The sequence below is a fragment of the Trinickia sp. genome (assembly GCF_051954495.1).
GTDB lineage: Bacteria > Pseudomonadota > Gammaproteobacteria > Burkholderiales > Burkholderiaceae > Trinickia.
Window position 1 is genome coordinate 1 of sequence record NZ_JBQCHR010000180.1, and the last position, 18,239, is coordinate 18,239.

The 18,239-nt window shown below is 66.0% G+C and carries 15 protein-coding genes; 7 read left to right on the forward strand and 8 right to left on the reverse strand.

Going from position 1 to position 18,239, the window contains the following annotated elements:
- The 3 genes from ACTHNR_RS25145 to speD form a co-directional block, all read left to right on the forward strand.
- Positions 1–1,080, forward strand: a 1,080-nt coding sequence (locus tag ACTHNR_RS25145; RefSeq protein WP_440551265.1) for a coproporphyrinogen-III oxidase family protein, incomplete at its 5' end; no start/stop codon positions are given.
- 8 nt (positions 1,081–1,088) lie between these two features.
- Entirely contained in the window at positions 1,089–2,312 is a 1,224-nt protein-coding gene (locus tag ACTHNR_RS25150) for an MFS transporter (protein WP_440551267.1), read from the forward strand.
- Positions 2,305–2,745 (forward strand): adenosylmethionine decarboxylase, encoded by a 441-nt coding sequence (gene speD / locus ACTHNR_RS25155; protein WP_440551269.1) that lies wholly within the window; start codon positions 2,305–2,307, stop codon positions 2,743–2,745. Before ACTHNR_RS25150 ends, speD begins: the two co-directional genes overlap by 8 nt.
- On the opposite strand, the gene ACTHNR_RS25160 is transcribed toward speD, so the two are convergent.
- Positions 2,670–4,103 (reverse strand): PLP-dependent aminotransferase family protein, encoded by a 1,434-nt coding sequence (locus tag ACTHNR_RS25160; protein ID WP_440551271.1) that lies wholly within the window; start codon positions 4,101–4,103, stop codon positions 2,670–2,672. The two genes, speD and ACTHNR_RS25160, sit on opposite strands and share 76 nt — an antisense overlap.
- Positions 4,104–4,280: 177 nt before the next feature.
- On the opposite strand from ACTHNR_RS25160, the gene ACTHNR_RS25165 reads away from it, so the two are divergent.
- The 4 genes from ACTHNR_RS25165 (at position 4,281) to ACTHNR_RS25180 (ending at position 9,263) form a co-directional block, all read left to right on the forward strand.
- Positions 4,281–4,679, forward strand: coding sequence for a cupin domain-containing protein (locus tag ACTHNR_RS25165; protein WP_440551273.1), 399 nt, complete (start codon positions 4,281–4,283; stop codon positions 4,677–4,679).
- A gap of 192 nt (positions 4,680–4,871) precedes the next feature.
- The gene (locus ACTHNR_RS25170) at positions 4,872–6,179 is read left to right on the forward strand and encodes a solute carrier family 23 protein (RefSeq protein ID WP_440551275.1); all 1,308 of its coding nucleotides are present in this window, start codon (positions 4,872–4,874) and stop codon (positions 6,177–6,179) included.
- Positions 6,180–6,507: 328 nt separating this feature from the next.
- On the forward strand, positions 6,508–7,776 hold the full coding sequence (locus tag ACTHNR_RS25175) for an EAL domain-containing protein (protein WP_440551277.1): 1,269 nt from the start codon (positions 6,508–6,510) through the stop codon (positions 7,774–7,776).
- Positions 7,777–8,060: 284 nt separating this feature from the next.
- Complete coding sequence (locus ACTHNR_RS25180; RefSeq protein WP_440551279.1) at positions 8,061–9,263, forward strand: branched-chain amino acid ABC transporter substrate-binding protein; 1,203 nt, start codon at positions 8,061–8,063, stop codon at positions 9,261–9,263.
- 7 nt (positions 9,264–9,270) lie between these two features.
- On the opposite strand, the gene ACTHNR_RS25185 is transcribed toward ACTHNR_RS25180, so the two are convergent.
- The 7 genes from ACTHNR_RS25185 to ACTHNR_RS25215 all read right to left on the reverse strand — a co-directional run bounded on the left by ACTHNR_RS25185 (position 9,271) and on the right by ACTHNR_RS25215 (position 18,197).
- Positions 9,271–12,876 (reverse strand): indolepyruvate ferredoxin oxidoreductase family protein, encoded by a 3,606-nt coding sequence (locus ACTHNR_RS25185; protein WP_440551281.1) that lies wholly within the window; start codon positions 12,874–12,876, stop codon positions 9,271–9,273.
- Positions 12,877–13,080: 204 nt separating this feature from the next.
- On the reverse strand, positions 13,081–14,079 hold the full coding sequence (locus ACTHNR_RS25190) for an ion channel (protein WP_440551283.1): 999 nt from the start codon (positions 14,077–14,079) through the stop codon (positions 13,081–13,083).
- Positions 14,080–14,136: 57 nt separating this feature from the next.
- Entirely contained in the window at positions 14,137–14,382 is a 246-nt protein-coding gene (locus tag ACTHNR_RS25195; RefSeq protein WP_440551284.1) for a hypothetical protein, read from the reverse strand.
- 105 nt (positions 14,383–14,487) lie between these two features.
- Positions 14,488–14,709 carry a hypothetical protein gene (locus tag ACTHNR_RS25200; protein ID WP_440551286.1) on the reverse strand — a complete coding sequence of 74 codons (222 nt, stop codon included), beginning with the start codon at positions 14,707–14,709 and terminating at the stop codon, positions 14,488–14,490.
- A 112-nt stretch (positions 14,710–14,821) separates the two neighbouring features.
- Positions 14,822–15,772: a carbohydrate kinase family protein gene (locus ACTHNR_RS25205; protein WP_440551288.1), complete on the reverse strand. Its 951-nt coding sequence runs from the start codon at positions 15,770–15,772 to the stop codon at positions 14,822–14,824.
- Between the two features lie 11 nt (positions 15,773–15,783).
- Positions 15,784–17,094 (reverse strand): AGE family epimerase/isomerase, encoded by a 1,311-nt coding sequence (locus ACTHNR_RS25210; RefSeq protein ID WP_440551311.1) that lies wholly within the window; start codon positions 17,092–17,094, stop codon positions 15,784–15,786.
- Positions 17,095–17,156: 62 nt separating this feature from the next.
- On the reverse strand, positions 17,157–18,197 hold the full coding sequence (locus tag ACTHNR_RS25215) for a LacI family DNA-binding transcriptional regulator (protein ID WP_440551289.1): 1,041 nt from the start codon (positions 18,195–18,197) through the stop codon (positions 17,157–17,159).
- Positions 18,198–18,239: the final 42 nt, after the last annotated feature.

The window sequence follows — 18,239 nt, forward strand, 5'->3', positions numbered from 1 at the left end:
ACGCCTAGCTTGCTCGATCCCGAGCAGATCAGGCAGATCGGGGAACTGATCCGCGAGACATTCGACCTGTCGCATCTACGCGAATTCTCGTTCGAGGTCGAAGTGAAAAGCCTCACCGCGGAGCGCGCCCTGGCCATGCGAGAGATCGGCGTCACCCACCCGCGGTTTGGCCTGCAGACCTTCTCGCCGACATGGCGCGAGATGTTCGATTTGACCGCGTCGCTCGATCAAATTCACGCGGCCGCGGCCTTGCTCAACCAGATGTTCCCTTACCAAACGTTCGATATTTTGTACGGCATGAGCGGGCAGGACGAGGAAGAGGTCATGGCCGATCTGCGCGCGGCCGTCGCGCTCGGCACCACGAACGTCGATATTTATCCGATCGACAACATCGTCACGCAAGTCGGATTGCACGCAAAGCTCGAGGGCGCGGGCGCATCGCCCACTTCGGCGATGCGCAAGTTCGGGATGAACGTGTTGATCGATCAAGCCATGCGCCACGCGGGTTTCATGCCGCACAACGGCCATGGCTACGTGCGCACGAACACGACGCCCGACGTGGTCAGCGACGCCTACTCGTTCGTCTATCACGAGCATGTATACGGCTACCACGATCACGACCTCATGGGTTTCGGCGTCAACGCCATCAGCTCGACGATGGGCCACGTCATGACGCAGACCCACAGCAAGAAGGTTTACCGCGAGGCGATCGACGCGGGCCGCATTCCGTGCGAGATCAGCCGGCACGACGCGGCGCTCGACTTCGCCCGGCCGCTCGTGCTGCGTTTGCCCTATCACGGAAGTATCCGGAAAGACCGTGTGCGGTGGGATGCCGTTCACCCGGAAGTGCTCGACAAGCTGGGGCGATTGAAGCACGAGGCGCTCGTTGTCGAGGACGACACATCGCTGTCGCTGACGAAGCTTGGGTGGTACTGGTACGTCAACCTCATGTACTTTCTCATGCCGCATGCCGATCAATTGCTGATGAACGCCATGGTGATCGATAAGCTCAAGGATCCGGGGCGTCGGTTCTCCAAGCGGGAGTTGCTGTTCCCGATCATGCCCGCGCACGCCGCGTAGGAGAGTCGATGCTCGCGATGCTGCGCAAAGAGCGGCGCCTTTCCGTGCTGCTGACCGGTAATCTACTGTCGCAAATCGGCGACGGCGTGCACGAGTTCATCTTCATCGTCACGGTGCTGAACGTCACGCACGCCAATGTTGCGTTGTCGGGCGCGGTGTACTTCTTTCGCTTCATTCCATATGTCGTACTCGGTCCGCTCGGCGGGGCGCTGTCCGACCGTTTGCCGCGGCGGGCGCTGATGGTCGGCGCCGATCTGGCGCGTATGGCGATTACGTGCGTGTTCTGCGTCATGCTGTCGGCCGATCGCATCGGCGTGGCGGCGCTCGCGCTCATCGGCATGTCGATGACCGCGTTTCGTACGCTGTTTCAGCCCGCGTTTCAAGGCACGATCCCGTCGCTCGTTAGCAAGAATCATTTGCCGGCGGCAAACGGCGCGGCGCAAATGGCGGTGGAGATGGGCGGGCTCGTCGGTCCAGCACTCGGCGGGACGCTGTTGTATGTCGTCGCCGATCCGGGCCGCGTGCTGGCGATCGATGCGGCCACCTATCTGGTGTCGGCGCTCTGTATCTGGCGCACGCTCGTGGGTGGGCCGCGCAGCGAGCGCGCATCTCGGGCGGGCGCCGTCTCGCCTGCCCGACTCTATGGCGAGTTCATGGCGAACGTCAAAGCGGCGCTTACGAAGCGCGAACTGTTCGTGACTATCGGGTATTCCGCGCTGTGCATCCTGTTCGTGGGCGCCGCGTTGAGAGTGTTGATCCCCACGCTGCTCAAGGGCGCCGGGTACGCGGATAGCATCATCGGCTATGCGATGAGCGTGCTCGCACTCGGCGCGTTGCTCGGCGCGCTCGTGTGCAGCAGCATGTCGCGTGATTTCAGCACGCCCAGCTTGATGACGTACTGGCGCATCTACGGTTTCACGCTCGCGCTATTGCCGCTGTGCGCAGTCAGCGCTTGGACCATGCTTGCAGGATGCTTCTTGCTGGGCGGCATCGGCGCGTTCGTCGACGTGGTGTTGCCGACCAATATCCAGCGGCTGTCCACCGACGCGAACGTGGGCAAGAATTTCAGTCTATTTTCCACGCTCGCCAATACCAGCGAAGCCATGTCGGGCGCATTCGCGGGCGTCTTGAGTGCATTTGCGCCGGTTGGCATCGGGATTTCGATGATTGGCGTCGCTGTCGTATCGATCGGCTTCGCCGGTACGGCTAAGGTGGCGAGGCGTCATGACTGACATCACGCATCTCGCCTATGGTCGCCACGTGCTGGTCGACATCTCCGAGACGAACGCCGCGGCGTTGAACGATGGCGAGGCGCTTGCGCAAGCGTTGACTTGCGCCGCCGAGGGCGAAGGCGCGACGGTGCTCGGAACGATCGAGCATGCGTTCAAGCCGAGCGGCGTAACAATTCTGTTGCTGCTGGCCGAGTCTCACGTCTCGCTGCATACGTACCCCGAGCAGGGGCGCGCGTTCTTCGACGCATTCACCTGCGGCGTGCGATGCGAGCCGATGAACATCTTTCGTCGATTCGTTGAGGCGCATCCGGTGGGCGCTTATCGCATCGTCAGCTGCGAGCGCGGGGAGGCGCTGCGTCAATCGCTCGACATCTCGCGTGCGAGCCGCCCGAGGGTATGGACGCCGCTTTCGATTTGCGGGGTCCACGAATAGCCGGCGCTCAGCCGAAGGCAATGGCGAAACCGCCGGCTCGCGGAAAAGACGTCGCCCGGCGCGAAACAGATACCGTGCTCGAGCGCCGCGTCGAACAAAGCGCGCGTATCGATCTTGCGGGACAACTCCAGCCAAAGAACGAACCCGCCTTCGGGCCGGCTCGCTTTGGTATCGACGGGAAAGCTCGCTTCCACCGCGCGTGTCATGCGGGCGAGGTTGTCTTGGAAGATGCGCCGCACGCGGCGCAGATGCGTGTCGTACGCGCCCGTGGCCAAGAACTCGGCGAGCGCGCGCTGCGGCAGCACGGCGCCGCACAGGCTGAACGCGAGCTTGCGTTCGATGACGCGCGCCATGTGTCGGCCCCCGGCGATCCAGCCTACGCGATAACCCGGTGCGATGCTTTTTGAAAACGAACTGCAATAGAGCGTATTCGCCCCGCCGTCGAGCGCGATGAAGGGCCTCGGTCGTTCCCGGCCGAAATGCAGCTCTCCGTAAGTGTCGTCTTCTATCAGCGGGACGTCGTGCGCTTGCAGCACGTCGAGGAGCGCGCGTTTGTTGGCTTCGGGCATCGTCGAGCCGAGCGGGTTGTTGAAGCTCGAAGAAAGGACGCACGCCGAGATCGTCTCGGCATCGAGCAAACGCGAAAGTGCCGCCACGTCGATGCCGGCTGTCGGAGAGGTCGGCATCTCGAACGCCTTGAGCCCCAGCGCTTCGAGCGTATGAAGCAGGCCGAAATAAGTCGGCGATTCGATCGCGACCGCATCGCCGCGCTGCGCCACGGCCGATAACGCGAGCGCCAGCGCTTCAGTGCAGCCGCACGTGATCAGAATATCGTCGGCCGACAAAGCGTGTCCCACACGCATCGCGCGTTGTGCCAGGGCTTGCCGAAGCGAGCGTTCGCCGCGGGGCGCCGAATAAATATTGGCGTCGCCGCCTTGCGTGCGCGCGAGGCGAGACAGCGTGCGGTCCAACTTCGCCGCTTGGAGCAAGGCCGCATCGGGCACGGCGCAGCCGAGCGGCACGAGCGACGTATTCGACGCGTATTCGAGCAGGTGCGCCACGGCGCCGCCGATCGATACGGTCGAGGGTTTGCTTCTTCCGCGTGAAGCGGACGGCAACGCGAACGACGTCGCGTGCGCGGCGTTGACGTAGAAGCCCGATTGCGGCCGGGCGATCAGTACGCCGCGCTGCTCGAGCAGGCGATAGGCCTGCAGCGCCGTCGACAGGCTGATGCGATGCTGCTCGCACACCGCGCGCAACGACGGAAGGCGCTCGCCCGGCGCCAGCGTGCCTTTCTCGATCATTCCCGTAATGAGATCGGCAAGCTGTTCGTAGCGGTGGGCGGTGGGGTGATCCATGGGGGCGAGCAGGGCGACCGAGACGAGCCATTATCGGCACATATGGCGTCTTGGGCCAATAAAATTGTTCTGGTTCATTTCGCGGAAAATTGTGGCTGTTATCGCTGAGCCGGCGGCGCTACGATGGGTTTCGCTTTCCGGCGAATCTTTATCGAACGGCACAATGGAGCGGACGTGATGAAGCAAAACACAGAGGCCACCCGTCAAGGTGTGGGGACGGTCGTCAACTTAGGCGAAAAGCTCGGCATGATCGCGGAGCACTGGAGCCCGCGCGTCGTCGCGCAAATGAACGACTACCAGTTCAAGATCGTGAAGGTGCAGGGCGACTTCGTTTGGCACAGCCACGCGGATACCGACGAGACGTTTTTCGTCGTGGCGGGTGAAGTGCGCATCGATCTGCGCGACGGGCCTGTGCATCTGCGCGCGGGCGATCTCTATATCGTGCCGCGCGGCGTCGAGCACAAGCCCTATGCCGAACACGAAGCCAGCCTGATGTTGATCGAGCCCACCGGCGTGTCAAATACCGGCGACGAGGCGCGCAACGAGCGGACGCGGCCGAACGACGTCTGGATTTGAGCGGACCTTCGGGTGCGACGAACCGGCCGCGGCGGCCGCCTCTTCGACTGGGCGTGCGCCCGCGGGCACGCCGCCCCCAATCCACTTAATTACTTGTCCCCGTTTTTTCCCATCCTTAACCACGCGCTTAATTCCAATGCCCCGCCGCACCGCGGCGGCGCCCACCCCCACGCGAGAAGGAGCCCAACGAGCATGGCCGAATCCTATTTTCCGCGCTGGCGCCCGGTGCCCGGCGCCGCCGAGGGCCGCGTCGTCGCGCCCGACGAGCGCTTGCCCTGGCCGCAAACGCTCGCCATGGGCATTCAGCATGTCGTCGCCATGTTCGGCTCGACCGTGCTCGCCCCGCTGCTGATGGGCTTCGACCCGAACCTGTGCATTTTCATGTCGGGCATCGGCACGCTGTTGTTCTTCGTGCTGGTGGGCGGCCGCGTGCCGAGCTACCTCGGTTCGAGCTTTTCGTTCATCGGTCTCGTCATCGCCGTCACCGCGTACGCGGGCCACGGCCCGAATGCGAACATTCCCGTTGCGCTCGGCGGCATCATCGCCTGCGGCGTCGTCTATGCGGTCATCGGGCTCATCGTCGGCGCGGTCGGCACGCGATGGATCGAGGCGCTCATGCCGCCCGTCGTCACGGGCTCGATCGTCGCCGTCATCGGGCTGAACCTCGCGCCGATTGCCGTCAAGAGCGTCAGCGGCTCGACCTTCGATTCATGGATGGCCGTGGTGACCGTGCTGAGCGTGGGCATCGTCGCCGTATTTACGCGCGGCATGATGCAGCGGCTGCTGATCCTCGTCGGCTTGCTCATCGCCTACGCGATCTACGCCGTCGCCACCAACGGCATGGGGCTCGGCAAGCCGATCGACTTCTCCATCGTCGCCCATGCCGCCTGGTTCGGTCTGCCGCGCTTTTCGGCGCCCGTCTTCGATCCCCACGCGATGCTGCTGCTCGCCCCGGTCGCGGTGATCCTAGTGGCCGAGAATCTCGGCCACATCAAGGCCGTCAGCGCCATGACCGGGCAAAACCTCGATCGCTACATCGGCCGTGCTTTCGTCGGCGACGGCCTCGCGACCATCGTCTCGGGTTTCGCCGGCGGGACGGGGGTGACGACCTATGCGGAAAACATCGGCGTGATGGCCGTCACGAAGATCTATTCGACAGTCGTGTTCGTCGTGGCCGCCGTCATCGCGCTCGTGCTCGGTTTCTCGCCGAAATTCGGCGCGCTGATCGAAACGATCCCGGGCCCGGTGCTCGGCGGCGTATCGATCGTCGTCTTCGGCCTCATCGCCGTGACCGGCGCACGCATCTGGGTGGTCAACAAGGTCGACTTCTCCGATAACCGCAACTTGATCGTCGCGGCCGTCACGCTCGTGATCGGCGCCGGCAACTTCTCGTTGCAGGTCGGCGGCTTCGCGCTCGGCGGCATCGGCACCGCCACGTTCGGGGCCATCCTGCTCTACGCGCTGCTGCGCCGCGAAATGGCGCGCGGCCCCGTGCTCTAAGCGTCGCGCTCACGCTCGTGGCGGGCCCGCGTGCACCGCAACGGTGCGGGCGGGACTCGCCGCCGCCGGTGCAGTGCAAACGGATCGCAACCACTTAGGCTCGCTCACGCGCTTGCCTATTAGTCTTCCGGGCTCGACGCCCCGCCCTGCGCGAGCGCGCATGGACCTTGCTTTCGTCACGGCTGCCACTACAGTAAAAAGAACCGAGGGAGCCGTTGATGACGCTGACCGTCTTTCGCTTTCGATGCAGTGTTTGCAGTCCGGGTTGCCTGTCGCGGAGCGTTCGAGACGTTCCCGACGCGCGCCGCGGCCGTGCGCGGAGATCGCCATGGTGACGCCTGTCCATGAACGCGCCGCGGCGCCCGCGCTCGAGTCCGACACATCGTCGGGCTTGCAGCGCTATGCGCTGCGCCACCGCGATCTCACGCTCACGAGCGTGTTCCAACCGATCTTCAGCCTGGCGCATTTGCGGGCGGTCGGCTACGAGGGGCTGCTGCGCGCGCATGACGTCTTCGATCGCCCCGTGCCGCCGCTCGACGTCTTCGGCGATGCCGCCCGTCAAGGCGAGCTGCATTATGTCGATCGTCTCGCGCAGTCGCTGCATTTGGAGAATTTCAAGACGTTGCGCGCTGAGCGCGAGTGGCTTTTCCTGAACGTCCATGCGGGCGCACTGGCCGATTCGTATCACGCGGCGGCATTCGGCGCGCACCTCGATCGGCTCGGCTTGTCGGCGCGCCGCATCGTCATTGAACTGCAGGCCGTGCAAGCCGAGGATTTCGACAAGCTTGCGGAGGAGGCGCGCCGCTTTCGCGAGCAGGGCTTCTTGATCGCGCTCGACGATTTCGGCGCCGGCGATTCGAATCTGGAGCGGATCTGGCAGCTCGATCCCGACATCGTGAAGGTCGACCGCATGATGCTCTCGCAAGCGGCGCATCGAACGCAGGCCGCGGCGATCCTGCCGGGGTTCGTGGCCATGCTGCACGAGGCGGGCAAGCTCGTGCTCATCGAAGGCGTCGAGACCGAGCATGAGGCTCAGCTCGCCTTTTCGTGCGATGCGGATTTCGTCCAGGGCTTCCACTTTGGCCGCCCGAGCCCCGCGAGCGCCGACAGTACCTATGCGGCCGAGCGCATCTCGGCGCTGGTCGAGCGGCATCGGCAGGAAGACGCGGCGCGCGAGCGCGGGCGCGCGAGCCGGCTTGCGCCTTATCTGCGCGCGTTCGAGCGCGCCGGCGAGCGTCTCGCGCAAGGCGAGCCGCTCGAGGAAGTCTGCTGGAATTTCCTTGCGCTCGATCGCGCCGCGCGGTGCTTCTTGCTCGACGAACAAGGGCGTCAAACGGGGCGCAACGTCGTGCTGCGCGCGGACCGCGCGGGGCAGGAGGCGCGCTTTCTGCCGGTCGCCGATGCGCAGGGCGCCAACTGGATGCGTCGTCCTTACTTCATCGCGGCCATGCAAGCGCCCGACCGCGTGCATGCGACCAAGCCGTACCTGTCGATCAACGAAGCGCTGCCTTGCATCACGCTGTCGATGTCGGTTCGCATCGGCGAGCGCGCGTGCGTGCTGTGCGCAGACATCGACTGGATCGGCGAGGACGCATAGCCCGCCAGAGCGCCACTGTCCGCACGGTACGGGCGGGTGCGCATCGAACCTTCCCCCTTCGATCATTGCCGCTCGCCGCCGCGCGCGGCTTGATCTGTCCGCCTGCGCGCCTATCATCAGGTTAGGCGCGACCGGCCGCGCGCGATCGACGGTTCATCCGCTCGGGCGGTAAGGCGCGTGTATTGCTACCGGCAATGCACGCGTGTCCGCGGCCGCCGACCGGTGCTTGCCGCACCGAGGGCCGAGACGCGCTCCCATTCAAAACAAGCACAAGGAGCACAGACATGATGGTTCGGCATGGCGCATCGCGCGCATTCGACGGTCTACGGCAAGCGGCGCTCGGCGGCATGAGCGCGCTCGCACTCGCGGCGGCTGCCGCGCCCGGTGCGGCGCTGGCGCAGGAGACGGTCAAGATCGGCGTGCCCGTGCCGCTCTCAGGCAGCTACTCCACGGCAGGCAAGGACATCCTGAACGGGGCGCAGCTCGCGGCAAACGACATCAACGCGCATGGCGGCGTGCTCGGCAAGAAAATCGAACTCGTGCCGCAAGACGACCAGTGCGACGCGGATGCCGCTGCGCAAGCCGCGCAAACGCTCGTCGGCAAAGAGGTCGTGGCCGTGGCGGGCGGCTATTGCTCGAGTTCGGCGCTGCCCGAATTGCGTGTATTCCACGGCGCGGGCCTCGCCTTCGTGATGGATGCTTCGACCAATCCCGAACTCACCGAGAAAGGTTGGGACAACGCTTTCCGCACGATCGGCCGCGACGACGAGCAGGGGCCGTTCGCGGCCAAGCTCATGAAGGAAGTCTTGCATGCGAAGAAGGTCGCCGTCATCAACGACAACACGACCTATTCCAAGGGGCTGGCCGAAAACACCATCGAAGCGTTGAAGAAGCAAGGCATCGAAGTGGTCTATGACGATGCCGTGACGCCGGGGCAGATCGACTATGCCGATGTCGCCAAGCAAGTAGCTGAAACGAAACCCGACGTGATCTACTACACGGGCTACTACCCCGAGGCGGCTGCGATCGCCAGGGACGTTCGCCAGCTGAAGCTGCCGGTCAAGTATCTGATGGGCGGCGATGCCACGACGGACCCCACGCTGATCAAAACGGCGGGCGCCTCCGCCAAGGGCATGATCTGCACGACTGCGCCCTTGCCGAGGTTCCTCACCGGGGCAAAGGCGCGCCGCTTCATCGACGACTACAAGAAGGCGTATGGCGCATCGCCCGGCCCGTATTCGATATACGAATACGATGCGGTCATGGTGACCGCCAAGGCGATCGCCGACGCGAAGTCGACGAAGCCGGCCGACATCGTCGCGGCGCTGCATAAGATTTCGAACTACGCGGGCGCGACGGGCGACATCACATTCAACGACAAGGGCGATCGCGCCAAGGCCGTGTACATGGCGATCATCGCGCAAGGGCAAGAGTTCCGGGCCTACCGGCAACTCGACGCGAACGGCCGTTGGATCTCGCCGAAATAGCGGCCCCTTACTTCGCGACGACGACGGGGATGCCGCGCAGTGAGCCGGCGCCCTTCATTTCGTCGAGCGCATGCTGCACGGCCTCGCTCGTCGCCGCATCGAGCCCAATGCGCGCCGCGAGTTCCCGTTCGCTGCGCTTCACGCTCGCGAGGTTACGCAGCTTGACGTGCCCATAGCCGCGCACGCGGGCGTGAAGGTCGGCCAGCTTGGCGATATCTTCGGCATTGGCGTCGGTCACCAGGGCGAAGGCGCGGCGCATGGTCGTTTCGTAGTCGTCGGCGAGCGCGCGCTCCATGCGTCGTTCGGCGGTGCGGCCGAACGGATCGAGCGCCGTGCCGCGCAGGGAACGCCACTTAGCGAGCATGCCGAGCACCGGCCACAGCCATTGGCCGAACGTGCGCTTGGTGGGCGTCTCGCCCGCCTTGGCCTTCGCGAGCGAGGGCGGAGCGAGATTGAATTTCACGTTGAAGTCTTTGCCGGCCGTCCCTTCGAATTGCGCCTCCAATGACTCGCGGAAGGCGGGATCGGCATAGAGGCGCGCGACTTCGTACTCGTCCTTCACCGCCAGCAGCCGATAGAACGTCGTGGCAACCGCGCGAGCCAGGCGCGCTTGGGGCACGCCGCGTTCCGCTTCCCGCGCCGCGCCGACGAGCGCGCGATAGCGCTGCACGTAGCGGGGGCCGCCATAGCTGGCGAGGCGGGCCTCCCGATCGGCGATCAGCGCATCGAGGCCGATCGATTCGACGGATTGCGCACCCGTTGCCTCATGTCCGACGCGCGCGGCATGCCGCTCGGCCCACAGCGCCTCGAGCCCCGCTGGGTCGCCGGCCGCGAGGCGGCCGACGGCGAACGCGAGCTTGTTCATCGGCACGGCGACGTTGTTCAATTCGATCGCCCGCATGAGCGCGGCATGCGAGACCGGGACCAGGCCCAATTGCCACGCGTAGCCGAGCATGAGGATGTTTGCGCCGATCGTGTCGCCGAGGAACTTGGCCGCCAACGCCTGCGCATCGCACGCGGACATGAACTCGGCGCCCGCCGCATGCCGCATCTTGTCGATGAGCGCATCGGCATGAAGGCTCGCGTCGGGATTGCTCACGAACGCCGCATTGGGGATCGCGTGCGTGTTGACGACGATGCGCGTGCGGCCGTGCCGTACCGTCTGCAGAGCGTCGGCGCTGGCGCCGACCACCATGTCGCAGGCAAGCAGGACGTCGGCTTGCTGCGTGTCGATGCGCACCTGGTTCAGCCATTCGTCGCGCGCGGCGAAGCGCACGAACGAAAGCACCGAGCCGCCCTTCTGCGCGAAGCCCATGAAGTCGAGCACGGACGCGCTCTTGCCTTCGAGGTGCGCGGCCATGCTGATGAGCGCACCGACCGTCACGACGCCGGTGCCGCCCACGCCCGTCACCAAGATGTCGTACGGCGCCGCGTCGAGCTTCGCTTGCGGCGTGGCCAGCGCGTCGACGCGGCGCGCCAGCGCCGCTTCGTCGAAGGCCGCGCCGGCCGCCTTTTTCAGCTTGCCGCCTTCGATCGTGACGAAGCTCGGGCAAAAGCCGTTGACGCACGAGAAATCCTTGTTGCACGAGGACTGGTCGATGCGGCGCTTGCGCCCGAGCGGCGTCTCGACCGGTTCGACGGACAGGCAGTTCGACTGCACGCCGCAATCGCCGCAGCCTTCGCACACGGCTTCGTTGATGAAAAGACGCTTATCCGGATCGGGGAACTCGCCCTTCTTGCGGCGGCGGCGTTTCTCGGCGGCGCAGGTCTGATCGTAGATGAGCACGGTCACGCCCGGCGTTTCACGCAGTTCGCGCTGCACGGCGTCGAGCTCGCGCCGATGGTGGAACGTCGTGCCCTTCGGAAAAAGGCCATGGCAGCCGTCGTACTTTTCCGGCTCGTCCGATACGACGACGAAGCGCGAGACGCCTTCGGCCTCGACCTGCCGGGCGATCTGCGGCACGGAGATGCTGCCGTCGACCGGCTGACCGCCCGTCATCGCGACGGCGTCGTTGTAGAGGATCTTGTAGGTGATGTTCGTCTTGGCGGCCACTGCTTGCCGGATGGCAAGGATGCCCGAATGGAAGTACGTGCCGTCGCCGAGGTTCTGAAACACGTGGCGCGTTTTCGTGAACATCGAATGCGCGGCCCAGTCGACCCCTTCGCCGCCCATCTGGATGAGCCCGGTCGTGCCGCGGTCCATCCACGACGCCATGAAGTGGCAGCCGATGCCCGCATGGGCGATCGAGCCCTCGGGCACCTTGGTGGACGTGTTGTGCGGGCAGCCCGAGCAGAAGTACGGCGTGCGGCGCACGGCGTCGGCCGCGTTGGACAAGATGTTCGGCGCGACGAGATCGACGACCCGTTCGCGCCGATCGAGCGCGCGCTTGTGCCGCGCGAGCCATTCGGCGAAGACGGGCAGCACGCGCGAGGGGCGCAATTCGCCCAGCGAGGAAAGCAGCGGCGCGCCGTTCGCATCTTGCTTGCCGATGACGACGGGGCGCTCGCCCGCCGGCCGGTTGAAGAGGTAGTCCTTGATCTGCTGCTCGATGACGGGCCCTTTCTCCTCGATGACGAGCACTTCGGCGAGGCCTTGGACGAACGTGTCGATGCGCGTCATTTCGAGCGGGAACGAAAGGCCGACCTTGTAGATGCGCACGCCGGCCGCGTCGAGATCGGCCACCGTCAGATCGAGTCGGCGCAGCGCCTCCATGAGATCGAGATGCGCCTTGCCGCACGTGACGATGCCGACATCCGCTTTCGGGCTCGTGGCAATCCACTTGTCGATGCTGTTCGCGCGGGCGAACGTGCGCACCGCGTCGAGCTTTGCCTCGAGGCGAGCCTCGATCGTCAGGCTGGGCAAGTCGGGCCAGCGATTGTGCAGGCCGCCGGCCGGCGCGGCGAAGCCTTCGGGCGCGGGCCAGTGAGTCGTCAAGGCGTCGAGATCGACGGTCGAGCCCGATTCGACGGTTTCCGAGATCGCCTTGAAGGCCACCCAGGCGCCCGAGAAGCGCGACAGCGCGAAGCCGTAGGCGCCGAATTCGAGCATGTCGGCGATATGCGAGGGGTTCACGATCGGCATGTGCCAGGCCATCATCGCGAAGTCGCTTTGATGCGGCATCGACGACGAGACGCAGCCATGATCGTCGCCGGCCACGACGAGCACGCCGCCGTGAGGCGAGGAGCCGTACGCATTGCCGTGCTTGAGCGCATCGCCCGCCCGGTCGACGCCGGGCCCCTTGCCGTACCACATGGCGAAGACGCCGTCGACCGTGCGTTCGGTGTCGGCCTCCACCCGCTGGGTGCCCAGCACGGCCGTGCCGCCGAGCTCCTCGTTGATGGCGGGCAGAAAGCGCACGTCGCCCGCGGCGAGGAGCTTCTTGGCTTTCCACATCTGCTGATCGACCATGCCGAGCGGCGAGCCGCGATAGCCGCTGACGAAGCCGGCCGTGTTCCAGCCGAGCGCGCGGTCGAGTTCGCGCTGCGTCAGCATGATGCGAACGAGCGCCTGCGTGCCGGTGAGGAAAATGCGGCCGCGCGTGGCGGTCAGGTTGTCGGTGAGGCGGTACTCGGATAGAGCAGGCGTGCCGTCGATCGGCAGGCGGGCGGTCATGTCGATGTCTCCTTCGATCCCTTTTGCCCGCTCAGGGCGTCTGCCGGCGCAGTGCGGGCGACGCCCATCGGACGCGGGGCGGTGAAGGCTCTATTCTTTAGCGGCAAAAGGGGAGGAATTTTGCTATCTCGCCTACGAAGCGTCGCAGGCTTGGCAATTCACACCCAGGGAGCGCGGGATCGGAGAGGATTTTTTCGACGAAGCTTAGTCGTGCTCGTTCAACGGCACGACGAGGTCGAATTTCTCGTAGTCGATGTGCGTGACGCCCTCCTCGTCGTCGTGCAGCAGATCGGCGAAACGATGCTGCCAGCGGATGTCGTCGTGCGCCCAGCTGTAGCGTCCGTACATCGTCTGCGTCGTCGTCTCGTCGGCGCCCTCGATCGCCAGCATCAGCGAGGCTTCGCAGGCGGCGAGGCTTTCGGCCGTTTCGCCGTAGAGCGGGCTCGTTTCGTCGATGACGTGCATGACGTTCCAGCCCAAGAGAAAAATCGGGTGCTGCTCGCGTACGAGCTTAAGGTCGTGGATGCGCCAGAGCGAATAGCCTTCGGGCTTCGTCTCGTGCCGCATCAGGCGCAGTCGCGCCTTGGCCTCGACGATGAAGTTCTGGCGTGCGTTCGCCGCGCGCAGCATCAGCGTCGGCTGGCCGTCGAGGGGGCGCACGACAGCGTAGCGCGAGAAGATGATGCGCGCGCGCGGACGGGAAAAGCGCACGAAGATGAGACCGGTCGCCAACGCAATGCTCGACATGCCGGTGAAAATCTCGAGCGTCGCGATCGCGTGCGCGTAGACCGTCTGCGGATGCATATCGCCGTAGCCGACCGTGGCGAGCGTCTCCACGCTGAAGAAAAACGCGCCGAGAAAGCCGTCGGGCGCTTGATTGGCGATCGGAGCGTGACCGCAGGAATAAAGCGCGGCGAACGCGGCGTTCAGCAGCACGAAAAATCCCGCGAGCGAGGCGAAGAACACGGGCCACGTGGCCGTCAGCGCGCGATGGTAGAGATCGAGCCCGAGCCCCCTGCGATCGGACATGCCGTGCGTGACGACGCTGCCCGCCCCCGTGCGAAGAACGCGGCCGCCCGCCGCCCGGCGCTTGGGGGCGATGCGCGCATTGGGGGAGCGAGGCACCCGCGGCGGTGCGTCGCCGGACGAATGGGGAGCCGCGCGTGCGGGGGACGATGTTTCGTTTTGCGTATCGGTTGCCATGCGGCGGCCCGTCGTCATGAACGCGCGCAGCGTAGCACGCGGCGCGGGGGCGCGCGACTACGGGAACGCCCGGGGCTTGGGGACGCCCGCGCCGCGCTCGATGTCGGCCTCGGCCTGCCGGCGCGCCGTTTCGATCGCGTCGGTGACGTCCGCGTAGCCCGCGTCGCCGCCGATCGTCGTCCACCGTTGCACGGGTTTGTCCTGCTGCCGTATTTCGTACTCGGCGTCCCAGCGCGAGCCTTCGAGCTCGATGGGGCGCACGTGGATCGAATAGACGCCGTACGAGTAAAGTTCTTCAGCCATCTTGAACCTCCCTGCGCCCTCATGAGGCGAATACGAGCAAGGGGCGTGCGCCGATGCGGGAGCGCCTGACGCTAGCGCCGGCGCTTGCCCGCGGCTTCACGTCTTCTACAGTTCGAGTTCACCGAGGATTTGGTGCGCGAGCGCCTTCGCTTCTTCGAGCGCCTCGGAGACGGTGGCGCTCGTGCCCTTCACCTCGTACGCCGTCGTCTCGGCCTCGGTCGCGTCGTCGCGCGAGAGGTGGACGACGCCTTGGAACCGGCCGTCGTCGAGTTGCTGCACGCCGGGCGTGGCCGTGTAGATCCCTTTCGTGTAGGTGACGTCTTCCATGATGACGCTCCTTTCCGGACGCATGAATCCATCCTAGCACGCGGCGCGCGGCCTTACCGGCCGGCGCCCGCGCGCGCATGCGTTTCGTTCGGCGGCCGCGGGACGAGGCCGGCTACGTGAGCAGGGCGACGACCTCGTCGAGTGTCGGCGAATGCGCGCCCGCGTGACGGCATGCCGCGGCGCCCGCAGCCAGGGCGAACGTCAGGTGATCGCGCCAGCCGCGCTCGGCGCGCTGCATCAGGCTGAAGAGCAAACCGGCGATCGACGCATCGCCTGCGCCGACCGTATCGACGACTTCGACACGCGGCGGCATGGCCGCGACGGTCTCGCCCGGCGCGATCAACGTGGCCGCGCCGGCGCCGCGGGTGACGAGCACCGTGGCCTCGGGGTTCATGGCGCGCAGCGTCTCGAGGGCGGTGTCTTCGTCCGTGCCGAACAGGCAGCGCAGATCCTCGTCCGAGACCTTGATCAGATGTGCGAGCGAGGCCATCGTCTCGAGCATCGGCCGGTAGCCGTGCGCCATCAGATTCCGGTAGTTCGGGTCGAAGCTGATGCGTACGCCGTGCGCGCGCAGATCGGCGGCGAGCGTCGCGAGCGTGGCCGACAGCGGTGCGCGCGCGAGGCTGATCCCGCCGAAATGCGCCCAGCGAGCCTCGCTCATCCACCCCTCGGGCAGCGATTCCGGATCGAACGCGAGATCGGCGCTCGCTTCGCCGATGAAGAAATAGGCGGGCGGCTGGGTCTCGTGGACGATCGCGAGCAGGGGCGGACGTTCGACGCGTTGAAGGAAACGCAGATCGAGCCCGGCCGATTCGCTCGCGCGCCAAAGCTCGTCGGAAAAACAGTCGGAGCCGATCGCGCCGGCGAAAGCCGTCGGCACGCCCAGGCGCGCCACCGCCCGAGCGACGTTCCAGCCCGCGCCGCCAGGGTGCGCGGTCCAGTTCGGGCCGCCCGCGCGGACGAGATCGGTGAGAATGTCGCCCGCGCTGACGAACAGCGGGAAGGCGGCGCGCTCGCCGTGCGTGGCGGCGGCCGCCGTACTCGTAGCTTCTGGGGTGTGCATGGATCGTCCGTTCAATCGCGGCGCGCGGCGGCGCCGCTGCCGTTTCCATTTCCGCTTCCGTTGCCGTGGGCGCGTTGCAGCGGGGAGGGCGTCTCGGGCTCGCCGGCGCTCGCGTCGCCGTTGCGTTCGACGAGCGCGTTCAACACCTCGTAGCAGGCGCCCATCGTGTGATAGTCGGTCTTGCCGGCCGGGCTCTTTTCATCGCTGTATTTGCGGTTGTCGCACGTCAGAATGCGATACCAGGCGCCGTGGCGATGATCGACGAAATGCGTCCAGCTGTAGCTCCAGATCTCGTCGTACCAGTCCCAGAAGCGTTCGCTGCCGGTGCGGTGCGCGAGCAGGGCAGCCGCCGCGAGGGTTTCGGCCTGCACCCAGAAGTATTTGTCGTGGTCGCAGATCTTGCCGTCCGGGCCGAAGCCGTAGCACAGGCCGCCGTGCTCGTCGTCCCAGGCGTGCGTAAGCGCCGCGTCGAACAATTCGACCGCGCGCGGCACGAGCCAGGGCAGCGGACGATGGCGCTCGAGGATCAACAGCAGCTTGGCCCATTCGGTCTGATGCCCCGGCTGGAAGCCCCACGGGCGAAAGATGTTCGAGCTGTCTTCCTCGTTGTAGTGCCAATCGACCGACCAATCCGCGTGAAAATGCTCCCAGACGAGCCCGTGCGACAGCTTCGCCTGGCGCTCGGTGATGTTGGTCGCCACGCGCTCGGCGCGATCCAGATACACAAGGTGGCCCGTCGCCTCGTAGGCCGCGAGCAACGCCTCGGTGGTGTGCATGTTCGCGTTTTGGCCGCGGTAGGTGGAGACGTGCCAGTCGGGCGTCGCTTCGTCGGCGTACAGGCCCGCCGCCGGGTCCCAAAAGCGGCGTTCCATCAGTTCGAACGTTTCGGCGATCTGCAGCCGCGCTTCCTCGATGCCGGCCATGGCGGCATGCGCTTGCGCGAGCAGCACGAACGCGAGACCGTAGCAATGCCGCGTGCCGTCGATCGTGCGCTTTTCGCGGTTGCGCCACTCGATCTCCCAGTCGTACCCGCGGTGGACCGGATCCCAATGCCCGTCGTGCAGGAAGGCCAGACCGTGGCGCGCGTATTCCAGGTACACCGGATCGCGAAAATGCCGATACGCCATCGCGTAGTTGAAGACGAAGCGGCAACTGCTCACGAGATGGCGCGAGCTGCGGTTGTAGACCGTGCCGTCGTCCTTGAAGTAGTGAAAGAAGCCGCCCGACGGGTCGTGCACGGTCGGCCCATAAAAGGCCAGCGTGTCCGCCACGTGCTCGAGCAGGAACGCGCGATCGCGGAAATCGTCGACCGGGGGCACCATCGTGTTCGTATGGACGGCGCCGGGCGGCGGTTTGATGCTTCGATTGGCGTTGGGAAGCTTCGTCATGATGTCGTTTCCGATTCAATGCCGGCTGCGCCGAGCGCGTGCTGCGCGCTGGCGCCGCCGACCGTACTGGCCCGCGCGACGAGCCGCACGGGCAGGCGCACCGTCAACTCGCCCGGAACGTCTTCGAGCAGCAAATGAACGCCGCGTGCGCCGAGCGCTTCCATGTCGGTTGCGATCGTCGTCAGCGCGGGGGTGGCGTGCGACGCAGCGGGGATGTCGTCGAAGCCCACGAACGCAATGTCCTCGGGCACGCGCAAGCCCTGGCCGAGGGCAACCCGCATCGCGGCCAGCGCCGCAACGTCGTTATAGGCGAAAACGGCGTCTGGCATGCGGTCGGGGCCGTGCGTGTCGAGCAGACGATGCATCGCCAGGGCGGCGCCTTCATCGGGCGGCAAGTGAGCGTCGATCGACGTCTCGAGCGACGGATCGAACAGCAGCCCCGCCTCGAAGAACGCGCGCCGATAGCCGAGCGCGCGCTGCGCGATGCTGTAGTGAGCGAGCGAACCGCCGATGAATGCGATGCGCTTGCGGCCGAGCGAGAACAGATGGCGCATCGCCAGCGCGGCGCCCGCGGCGTTGTCCAGGTTCACCGAGCGCATGTTCGGCGCGAACAGGTCGATCAGCACCAGGGGGCGCTGCATCGCGGCGACGGCCGCGAGTGTCTCGGGTTCGACGAAGCCCGCCACGGCGATCGCATCGGGCGCGTGCAGGCGCAACTGCTCGGCGACGTCCTCGGTCGGGCCCGCGGTCAGCAGCGACGGCACGATGCCGTGCGCGCGGCATGCGTCCTCCACGCCGTGCAGGACGTGCGAAAAAAACGGGCTCGCACCGAAGTTGTTGTGCTGACGGTGCAGCAAAAACGTCAGACGTCGAATGCGCGGCCGCAGCTGCGCCGCGTCGTAGCCGAGCCGCTGCGCCGTTTCGACGACGCGCAGGCGCGTGGCTTCGGACAGCCCAGGCTGGTTTTTCAGCGCGCGCGACACCGTGCCGATCGACACGTTCGCCGCTCGGGCGATGTCGCGAATCGTAGTGGCCATCGCAGCTCGTCTAGTGGGTCGGGATGCGGCAAATTGTATAGT